10 protein-coding genes and 2 pseudogenes are annotated in these 9,561 nt (G+C 69.4%); 10 read left to right on the forward strand and 2 right to left on the reverse strand.

What is annotated here, in order from left to right; translation table 11 throughout:
* Window position 1 precedes the first annotated feature (1 nt).
* From ACWCQ1_RS44110 to ACWCQ1_RS44155, 10 genes and pseudogenes are all read left to right on the forward strand, one after another.
* Complete coding sequence (locus ACWCQ1_RS44110; protein ID WP_451029132.1) at window positions 2-1,546, forward strand: hypothetical protein; 1,545 nt, start codon at window positions 2-4, stop codon at window positions 1,544-1,546.
* A 1-nt stretch (window position 1,547) separates the two neighbouring features.
* Window positions 1,548-1,868 carry a phenol hydroxylase subunit P4 gene (locus tag ACWCQ1_RS44115; RefSeq protein ID WP_389085330.1) on the forward strand — a complete coding sequence of 107 codons (321 nt, stop codon included), beginning with the start codon at window positions 1,548-1,550 and terminating at the stop codon, window positions 1,866-1,868.
* A gap of 86 nt (window positions 1,869-1,954) precedes the next feature.
* The gene (locus tag ACWCQ1_RS44120) at window positions 1,955-3,007 is read left to right on the forward strand and encodes a 2Fe-2S iron-sulfur cluster-binding protein (protein ID WP_451029133.1); all 1,053 of its coding nucleotides are present in this window, start codon (window positions 1,955-1,957) and stop codon (window positions 3,005-3,007) included.
* 9 nt (window positions 3,008-3,016) lie between these two features.
* The gene (locus ACWCQ1_RS44125) at window positions 3,017-4,120 is read left to right on the forward strand and encodes a mandelate racemase/muconate lactonizing enzyme family protein (protein WP_451029134.1); all 1,104 of its coding nucleotides are present in this window, start codon (window positions 3,017-3,019) and stop codon (window positions 4,118-4,120) included.
* 30 nt (window positions 4,121-4,150) lie between these two features.
* Window positions 4,151-5,020 (forward strand): catechol 1,2-dioxygenase, encoded by an 870-nt coding sequence (gene catA / locus ACWCQ1_RS44130; RefSeq protein WP_451029135.1) that lies wholly within the window; start codon window positions 4,151-4,153, stop codon window positions 5,018-5,020.
* Between the two features lie 18 nt (window positions 5,021-5,038).
* Window positions 5,039-5,335, forward strand: coding sequence for a muconolactone Delta-isomerase (gene catC, locus ACWCQ1_RS44135; protein WP_451029136.1), 297 nt, complete (start codon window positions 5,039-5,041; stop codon window positions 5,333-5,335).
* Window positions 5,335-5,724, forward strand: a pseudogene (locus ACWCQ1_RS44140) (CoA transferase subunit A); the annotation flags it as partial. The gene catC and the pseudogene ACWCQ1_RS44140, both read left to right, overlap by 1 nt.
* Window positions 5,724-6,050 (forward strand): annotated as a pseudogene (locus tag ACWCQ1_RS44145) (3-oxoadipyl-CoA thiolase); the annotation flags it as partial. The pseudogenes ACWCQ1_RS44140 and ACWCQ1_RS44145, both read left to right, overlap by 1 nt.
* Before the next feature lie 20 nt (window positions 6,051-6,070).
* Window positions 6,071-6,664, forward strand: a complete 594-nt coding sequence (locus tag ACWCQ1_RS44150; RefSeq protein ID WP_451029137.1) for an alpha/beta fold hydrolase — start codon at window positions 6,071-6,073, stop codon at window positions 6,662-6,664.
* A 144-nt stretch (window positions 6,665-6,808) separates the two neighbouring features.
* Window positions 6,809-7,402 (forward strand): helix-turn-helix domain-containing protein, encoded by a 594-nt coding sequence (locus tag ACWCQ1_RS44155; protein WP_451029138.1) that lies wholly within the window; start codon window positions 6,809-6,811, stop codon window positions 7,400-7,402.
* Window positions 7,403-7,738: 336 nt separating this feature from the next.
* Here the strand turns inward: ACWCQ1_RS44155 and ACWCQ1_RS44160 are convergent, their stop codons facing one another.
* Together ACWCQ1_RS44160 and ACWCQ1_RS44165 are read right to left on the reverse strand one after the other, a co-directional pair.
* Window positions 7,739-8,326, reverse strand: coding sequence for an IclR family transcriptional regulator (locus tag ACWCQ1_RS44160; RefSeq protein ID WP_451029139.1), 588 nt, complete (start codon window positions 8,324-8,326; stop codon window positions 7,739-7,741).
* Between the two features lie 257 nt (window positions 8,327-8,583).
* Window positions 8,584-9,561 (reverse strand): IS1380 family transposase (locus ACWCQ1_RS44165; protein ID WP_451029140.1); only part of this gene is annotated, 978 nt, incomplete at its 5' end.

The following is a 9,561-nucleotide window of genomic DNA, read 5'->3' on the forward strand; positions in this document are numbered from 1 at the left end:
CATGAGCGTGCCCACGAAGAAGGCCGCCTCGAAGCCGGCCCGCAAGCTGCCGCTCAAGGAGCGCTATGCGCTGCTGACCCGCGACCTGGACTGGGAGCCGGGCTACGTCGACCGTGAGCGGCTCTTTCCGCACACCCGCTACGAGGGCATCAAGATCCACGACTGGGACGGCTGGCAGGATCCCTTCCGGCTGACGGTGGACGCCTACTACAAGTACCAGGCCGAGAAGGACAAGCGGCTGTACGCCGTGCTGGACGGCTTCGCGCAGAGCCAGGGGCACCTGTCGCTGTCGGACGCCAGCTACCTGAACGCCATCAAGCTGTTCATCCAGGGCGTCACACCCCTGGAGTATGCGGCACACCGGCACTTCGCCTACCTGGCCCGCCACCTGGAGGGCCCGGCCCCCCGGTTCGCGGCGCTGTGCCAGAGCGTGGACGAACTGCGCCACTGCCAGACGCAGATCCACACCATCAGCAACTACAACAAGTACTACGGCGGCTTCCACAGCTGGTCGAAGATGCACGACCGGGTCTGGTACCTGTCGGTGACCAAGTCCCTCTTCGACGACGCGATGGCCGCCGGGCCGTTCGAGTTCCTCATCTCCATCTCGTTCAGCTTCGAGTACCTGCTGACGAACCTCCTGTTCGTGCCGTTCATGAGCGGCGCCAGCTTCAACGGCGACATGCCCACCATGTCGTTCGGCTTCTCCGCCCAGTCCGACGAAAGCCGGCACATGACCCTGGGCCTGGAGGCCATCAAGTTCCTCCTGGAGCAGGACGAGGGCAACGTGCCGATCATCCAGGACTGGATCGACAAGTGGTTCTGGCGGGCGTACCGGATGTCCGCGCTGGTCGCGGCAATGATGGACTACATGCTTCCCAAGCCGGTGATGAGCTGGCGCGAGGCATTCGAGCTGTACTTCGAGGAGCAGATGCTCGGCGGGCTCTTCCCCGACCTGGAGTACTACGGCATCCAGCCGCCCCGGCACGTGAGCGCTGCGATCGCCGAGAAGGACCACCTCTCGCACCAGGTCTACAAGATCCTGCACAACTTCTCGTTCGCCGCCGCCTTCACCACCACGACGCCCGACGAGGCCCACATGGCGTGGCTGGCGGAGCAGTACCCGGACTCCTTCAACCAGGTCTACCGGCCGGTGTGGGAGAAGCACCGCAAGATCGAGGCCGACGGCGGCCGGGTGTTCTTCCAAGGACTGCCGCAGCTGTGCCAGGTCTGCCAGGTACCGATGGCCTTCACCGAGCCCGGAAATCCGGCCCAGATCTCCTTCCGGCGCAGCACCTTCCGCGACGAGACCTTCCACACCTGCAGCGACGGCTGCCAGTGGATCTTCGAACGGGAGCCGGAGAAGTACGTCCAGGCCTGGCTCCCCGTCCACCAGATCTACCAGGGCAACTGTGGCGGCCCCACCATTCCCGAAGTGCTCGCCTGGTACGGCATCCAGGAGGGTGACAACGGCGAGTACGCGGGTTCCCCCGACCAGCTCGCCTGGGCCGCATGGCACAGCGACGGCGACGGCAAGGCGGTGTGAGATGACGGTCAAGGCGCTGTACGACTACGAGTTCCCGTCGGCCGACCGAGCCGAGGTGTTCGGCGACGATCAGCTGGTCTACGTGCACTGGCGGGGCAACCCGCTGTTCTGCTCGGCCGCCTGCTTCCGGGTGCCGAAGACCATGACGTTCGCGGCGTTCGTCACCTCGACGGTGCACGGCTGGGCCGCGTCCGATCCCGACTTCGACCCGGACTCGGTCACCGAGTGGCGGCTGTTCGACGAACCGCTCTCCGGCGGGCAGGACAAGTCGCTCGCGGATCTCGGCATCGGACACAAGGCGCTGCTCAGCTTCGCGGCCTGAGCGGCCACCGCAATCACCCGCGGGTGCGGGCGCCGGCTGGCCCGTAGCCCCTCCCGCACCCGCGGGTCCGGCAAGGGAGAACCGCAGTGACCACTCACACCGTCCGCATCGAGCCGCTCGGCGCGGAGATCGAGTGCCGTGAGGACCAGACGGTGCTGGATGCCGCTCTGCGTGAGGGCATCTGGCTGCCGCACGCGTGCACCCACGGCACCTGCGGAACCTGCAAGGCACAGATCCTCGAGGGCGACGCCGACCTCGGTGACGCCTCTCCGTACGCGCTGCTGGAGAGCGAGCGGGAGGAGGGTTGCGCACTGCTGTGCGTGGCCTGCCCCCGAAGCGACCTCGTCGTCGAGGGCGAGGTGGACGTCGAGGAGGGCGTGGACATCCATCCGGTGCGGGACCGGGCGGGCCAGGTGGCCGTCGTCGAGGACATCGCCCCGGACGTGCGGCGGGTCGTCATCACGCTGGACGAGCCGCTGGCATTCAACCCGGGACAGTACGTCCTGCTGGACGTGCCCGGCGGCGAGCAGCGGCCGTACTCCATCGCCAGCAGCCCCGCCGACGGCGGTCGTATCGAACTGCACATCAAGCGTTCCGAGGACGGGTTGTGCACCGACGGCTGGATCTTCAAGAGCCTGACGGCGGGGGAGCGGGTGACACTGTCCGGCCCCTATGGCCAGTTCTCTTTCCGGCCGCTGCGCGAGGAACCCGTCTTGTTGCTGGCCGGCGGCACTGGTCTCGCCCCGATGGTGTCGATGCTCCGGCACCTGGTCGAGACCGGCATCGAGCGCGAGGTCGTGCTTTACCACGGCGTCGCCCGCCAGGACGACCTCTATGACGCGGAGTGGTTCGAGACGCTTCAGGCGGAGCACGACTGGTTCACCTACCGTCCCGCGCTCTCCCGTGACAGCTGGCGGGGGCGCAGTGGGCGTGTCCCCTCCCTGCTGGCCGAGGACTACCCCCGCGCCTCCGGCCACGTGGCTTACGTCTGCGGCAGTCCGGCAATGGTCGCCGACACGATGAAGGCCCTGATGAAGGCGCGTCTCTTCCCACGTGACATCTACCGGGAGGACTTCTTCGACGCGGCCGACCGCGCTGCCGGCACTCACGTCGTGCGCAGTCCGCTCATCCGCCGATAAGGACCAGACGTGAAGATCACCAGGATCGAGACGATCCCGTTCGCCATCCCCTACCGCAAGGCGCTGCGCTTCGCGAGCGGAGAGGTGGGCACGGCCGAGCACGTACTCGTGCGCGTCCACACCGAGGACGGGATCACCGGCACGGCGGAGGCGCCACCCCGCCCCTTCACCTACGGCGAGACCCAGGCGTCGATCATCGCCGTGATCGACACCGTCTTCGCCCCGCAAATCCTGGGCGAGTCCGCGCTGCGCCGCGAGGCGATCTGGGCCAGGCTGGCCAGGACGGTCGGCAACCCCACCGCCAAAGCCGCCCTCGACATGGCCCTGTGGGACGTCATAGGCCAGTCGCTGGGCGTGTCGGTGACCGAGCTCCTCGGCGGGTTCACCGACCGGATGCGGGTCGCCCACATGGTCGGTTTCGCCCCGGCGACCGAGATGGTGGCCGAGGCCGAGAAACTGCGCGCCGAGTACGGCATCACCGCCTTCAAGGTGAAGGTCGGGCGCCGCCCCTACAGGGACGACGTCGAGGCCACCCGCGCCCTGCGGGAAGCCCTCGGCGAGGACGTGGAGCTCTACATCGACGGCAACCGGGGCTGGACCGCGGCCGAATCGGCCCGCGCCCTGCGCGAGCTGGAGGACGTGGGCCTCACCTTCGCCGAGGAGCTGTGCCCGGCCGACGACGTCCTCGCCCGGCGCTGGCTCGCCGAGCACAGCAGCATCCCGCTGTACGCCGACGAGAGCGCCACCCGGCCCGCCGAGGTCACCCGCGAACTCCTCGCCGGGGCGGCGCACGGGGTGAGCGTGAAGACGGCACGCACGGGCTTCACCCAGTCCCAGCGCATCGTCCACCAGTGCGAGGGCTTGGGCGTCGACGTGGTGATGGGCAACCAGATCGACGGCCAGATCGGCTCCCTGTGCAGCGCCGCGTTCGGAGCCGCCTTCCAGACCACCGCGCGGCGCCCCGCGGAACTGTCCAACTTCCTCGACATGACCGACGACCTGCTGGCCGAGCCGCTGCGGATCGAGAACGGCACGCTCCGCATACGCCCGGCCGCCGGCCTCGGCATCGAGATCGACGACAACAAGCTGAAGCACTACCGCCAGGACACCTGACCCGACCACCAGATCGAAGGAGAGGCGGACATGACCGACGTCACCGCACAGAAGAGCAACGAAGTGAAGGCCACCGCCGCTGCCTCCGGAGCCTCGGCGACCGAGCGTTTCCAGGCCAAAGAGCGCAGCGAGGCCGCCAGCGGCAAGGAGCGGGTCAGCACGCTCGCCTCGGAGGTCCTGGCCGCGGTACACGACGTGATCCGCCGTCACAAGGTCACCTACGCCGAGTACGACGCCCTCAAGGCCTGGCTGATCCAGGTCGGCCTCGACGGCGAGTGGCCACTCTTCCTCGACGTGTGGGTGGAGCACGTGGTCGAGGAGGTCAACAACGAGGCTCGCCCCGGCAGTAAGGGCACCATCGAAGGGCCGTACTACGTGCCGGGCGCCCCGGCCCTGTCCGCGGACGCCACCCTGCCCATGCGTGAGGACGAGAGCGGTACCCCCCTCGTCTTCCAGGGCCAGGTGCGCAGCGCCGACGGCACCCCGCTGCCCGGCGCCCTCGTCGACATCTGGCAGGCCGACGCCGACGGCCTGTACGCGCAGTTCGCGCCGAACCTCCCGGAGTGGAACCTGCGCGGCAGGGTCACCGCCGACGAGAAGGGCACCTTCCGCATCCGCACCGTCGAGCCGGCCCCCTACCAGATTCCGACGGACGGCTCCTGCGGCAAGCTGATCGCCGCCGCCGGCTGGCACGCGTGGCGCCCCGCCCACCTCCACCTCAAGGTCAGCGCACCCGGCCACCAGACGCTCACCACCCAGCTGTACTTCCGCGGCGGCGAGCACGTCACCGACGACATCGCCTCCGCCGTCAAGCCCGAGCTGGTACTCGACCCCGCCCCGGCGGCGGACGGAAACGGGCACGAGGTCCACTACAACCTCGAGCTCGCGCCGGAACAGTGAAGAACCGGAGGAAACGCGATGCTGTTCGCGGTGCGCATGGGCGTGGAGATTCCGCGGGACCTCGACCCCGACGTCCGCTCGGACCTCGTGGCCCGGGAGAAGGCCTACTGCCAGGAACTGCAGAAGTCCGGTGAGTGGGTGCACATCTGGCGGTGCGTCGGCCAGTACGCCAACATCAGCATCTTCGACGTCGCCGACAACGAGGCGCTGCACCGGATCCTCTGGAACCTGCCGCTCTTCCCCTACATGAGCGTCGAGGTCACGCCTCTGGCCCGGCACCCGTCCGACCTCGCGGCCGGCGAGGAAGCGGCCTGATGGACAAGACGGTGGCCACCGCCCACGAGGCGGTGGCCGACATACCGGAGGGTGCCTCGCTGGCGGTGGGCGGGTTCGGGCTCAGCGGTGTGCCGAACGTGCTCATCCAGGCGTTGTACGAGCGCGGGGTGAGCGGGCTGAGCGTGGTGTCGAACAACTGCGGCGCCCTGGAATCCGGTCTCGCGGTCCTGCTGGCCGCGGGCCGGATCGCCCGTGTGACCGGCTCCTACATCGGCGCCAACAAGGAGTTCGCCCGCCAGTACCTGGCCGGGGAGCTGGAGGTGGAACTGATCCCCCAGGGCACGCCGGCAGAGCGGCTGCGTGCCGGGATCCCCGCCTTCTACACCCCGGCCGGGGTGGGCACGCAGGTCGCCGAGGGTGGGCTGCCCCGCACTACTTCGGACTTGCCCCAGTCGAGGCCGTCAACCGCGCCCTGACCAAGGCCGGCAAGACCCTCGCCGACCTCGACGTCCTGGAACTCAACGAAGCCTACGCCGCCCAGGTCCTCGGCTGCCTCGCCGAATGGCCCGAGTTCGACCTGGCGGTCCTCAACCCGCAGGGCGGCGCCATCGCCCTCGGCCGCCCCCTCGGCGCCTCTGGCGCCCGCCTCACCGGCACCGTCGCCCACCAGCTCGCCCGCCGGGGCAGGGGCACCGGCATCGCGACCCTCTGCATCGGCGTGGGCCAGGGCCTCGCCCTCCTCCTCGAACGCTGAGAACCTCTACAGGAGCCCCAGTGAAACGCCGCCCTCTGCTGCATCACCGGGTGCTCGGTCCCATCGACGCGCCGCTGCTCGTCCTGGGACCCTCGCTCGGCACGTCGACGACCGTATGGGACCCCCATGTGGCGGTGCTTGCCGAGAGCCACCGCGTGCTGTGCTACGACCTTCCAGGGCACGGCGGCTCGCCGAGCGATCTCGTCCAGGATCACAAGCCCGGCCGTACGACAGTCGGCGACCTTGCCCACATGGTCCTGGACCTCGTCGCCCACCACGGCCGGGACCGGTTCCACTACGCCGGCATCTCGCTCGGCGGCGGTGTGGGGGTGCACCTCGCACTGCATCAGCCGGACCACATCGCCTCGCTGGCGCTGGTCTGTTCCTGGCGTACTTCGGCCCGCCGCAGTTCTGGCAGGAGCGCGCCGCTCTCGTACGACGCGAGGGAACCGGCGCCCTGCTCGAGGCCATGCTCAGCCGCTGGTTCGCCGATCCCGGCACAGCCGCGACCTCCCTCGGTAAGACGTTCCTGCAGGACCTCGCGACCGCCGACCCGATCGGCTACGCCGCCTGCTGCGACGCCCTCGCCGCCTACGACGTTCGGCGCGACCTGAGAAGGATCACCGCCTACGGGTCATCTCGCCGTGGAAGAGTCACAGGCCGTCGGGGCGGCGTTGCTGGCCCATCTCCGAATGGCGGGCGGTGCGGAGGACGCCGACCGGAGCTCGTAGAGTGGCTGTGTGTCACAAGGAAACGCCGTGGTCGCGCGCAATGTGCGCCTTCTCAGGGACCAGCGCGGCCTGTCCCTGGCCGAGTTGGCCCGCCGGGCGGGGCTGGCCAAGCAGACACTGTCGAATCTGGAGCAGGGCACGGGCAACCCCACGGTCGAGACCCTGTTCTCCATCGCCACGGCCCTCGGCGTGCCGGTGACCCGGCTGGTCGCCGAGCAGGAACAGGTCATCACCGTGCAGCGGGGCGACGAGGTTGTCTGGGAGCAGCACGGAAGGTACGAGTCACGGTCGCTCGACCACATCTACGGCTCAGGTGTCATCGAGAACTACGTGGTGCGCATCGGCCGGCACAGCGACGGTGCTGACATGCCGTCCGAACCGCACCCGGTGGGCACGCTGGAGCACCTCTACGTCATCAGCGGCAAGGTACGCGTGGGGCCTGTCGACAGCCCGCTGGAGCTTGACGAGGGGGATTTCGCGCGCTATCCGGGCGACCGGCCCCACGTGTACGAGTCACTGGCGGACGAGAGCCTGGTGCACATCGTGGTGAGCGTGCCGCGCGTCCAGCCTGGCACCGGAGGTACGAACCTGGCGCGGACCCACGGGAACGAAAGACGCTGAGCTTCGCCGCACCTGGTGTGCCGCATCTCGGCACAACCGATTGGCCCACCCCCGGGACAGGGCGGAATCTGGCGTTGGCCGCTCGTCAGGGCGGTACGGGGCCGCCAGGCGCGAGCGTCCGGGCATATACCGTGGTGCTCTTGCGCGCACGCCTGGCCGGTCACCGTTCTCCGCGTCCAGTCCAAGGATGGTCATGTCGCAGACCGGGATCCATCCACAAACGGGTGGGGCCGGACAGTCCGCGACGGCATGGCAGGCGGATCGGCCGGGTCGGCGTGTCCGATCCGCCTGCCCGGTGACCTCGGTGCCGCGCATGCCGGGGCACCGGCGGTCCGCTCAGGCCGTCGGCGGCCTGCTCACGTCGTACGGCGCTGCCGCTTGGCGTCCCTTCGCCGCGGTGAGGGCGCATGCCGCCTCGAAGGCCACGCGGCGCAGGGCCGGGGCGTATCGGGACGGCTCGCAGCGGTGGTGGGCGCCGGCGACCGAGAGCGCCGCCACCGGACGTCCACAGGCACCCATGATCGGCACTGCGACGCAGGTCAGACCGGGGGCGGCTTCCTGCCGGTCGTAAGCGATGCCGTCCTGGCGGATGCGCCGCAGCTCCTCCCGGAACCGTCGCGGGTCGGCGAGGGTGTACTCGGTGCGGGCCGGGAGGCCAGCCGACACGGCAGCCTCGGCCGCGTCGTGGTCGAAGGCCAGCAGGGCCTTGCCGACGCCGGTGCAGTACGCGGGCAGCCGGACGCCGATCTTGGAGGGGGAGCGGGCGGCCCGGTGGCCGTGGATCTTGTTGACGTACACGATGTCGGTGCCACGCAGGACCGCAAGGTGCACGGTCTCGTGCGTCAGCTCGTACAGGTCCACGAGATGCGGCATCAGCTGCTCGCGGAGCAGCACCGGCGTCGCACCGTACACTCGCTCGCCCATGGTGAAGAGGTTGCTGCCCAGTCGGTAGTTGCTGCCGACCCGCTGGACGAGATCGTTGCGCTGGAGGATGCCCAGCAGACGGAAGGCGGTCGACTTAGCCTCGATCCACCGACGAGGCTCGAGAGTGATCTTCTGAGGGGCTTGTGAGCCGGGTGTGGAGCGGTTGCCGTGGCTGGGCAGGCGTTGCCCGCTGGTCTGCCCAGCTCTTCCACGATTCGGCTCCGGTCGGGCCCTGGCGGGCGAGGTGGTCAGGAACGTCAGGCTGCTTTGGGCGGATGGTGGACGGTGTCGAACAGATGTGTCCAGGCATGTCGCCAGGGCCAGTTGTGTGGCAGGTGCAGGGTGATGCGCCGTGCGGAGCGGGCGATCCTGGCCGGGACCTGGATCAGGTGGGCGCGGAGGGTGGCGGTGGTGGCCTTGGCGTGGAAGGCGGAGGTCAGTGCTCCGGTGGCCCGCAGCAGGTTGTAGGCCATCGCCCACAGGGTCAACCAAGCCGCGTTGGCGTGGAAGTGTGCCGAGGGCAGGTGGGCCAGGGCGCAGGCTTTGCTGTCGGCGATGACCTGTTCGACGACGGCGTGGTGGCGGTGTTCCCGCTCGGCCTGGAGGGTGGGGGCGGGGCTGTCGGTGAAGAACGGGTGGTAGCGCCAGACCGGGAACAACTCGCCCTGCTTCCCGACGGTCGCGGGTCTGGCCAGGTCACGGACCCGGCGCACGATGAGGCGGGCGGTGACCTGCTCGCTCTTCTTGCGGCCGGCGAAGGCGGTGTAGGCGGATATCTCGGCGACCTCCGCATCAAAGATGAGCTCCCCGGTGTCGGGATCGGGCACGGCGGTGGGGTAGGTGATCTGCTGCCATGCGGTGTCGTCGATGGCGAGGACGGCTCGTTTGACGGAGGGGTTCATGCCACAGGTGATCGAGAAGCGGGCGCCGGCCCGGCGGCAGGCGGCGATCACCCCGGCGTTGTAGAACTGCGAGTCCGCTCGCAGGAGGCGCAGGCCGGTGCAGCCGGCCTCGGCCGCGGTGGCCAGCGCCTCACTGACGAATTTCGGGGCGCCGCGGGAGTCGGCCGCTTTGCCGCGCCGCATCCGCACGGTGGCGATCACCGGCCGCGAGGTGGGGGTGCAGATGGTGGCGAGGAGAGGGTGCAGGGTGCGGATGCCCTTGAACCGGCCGTACTCGGCGCCCTGCTTGGTCCGGCCGTAGACCCGTTTGTGGGTGGAGTCGACATCGATGAA

The organism is Streptomyces sp. NPDC002144, assembly GCF_053593695.1.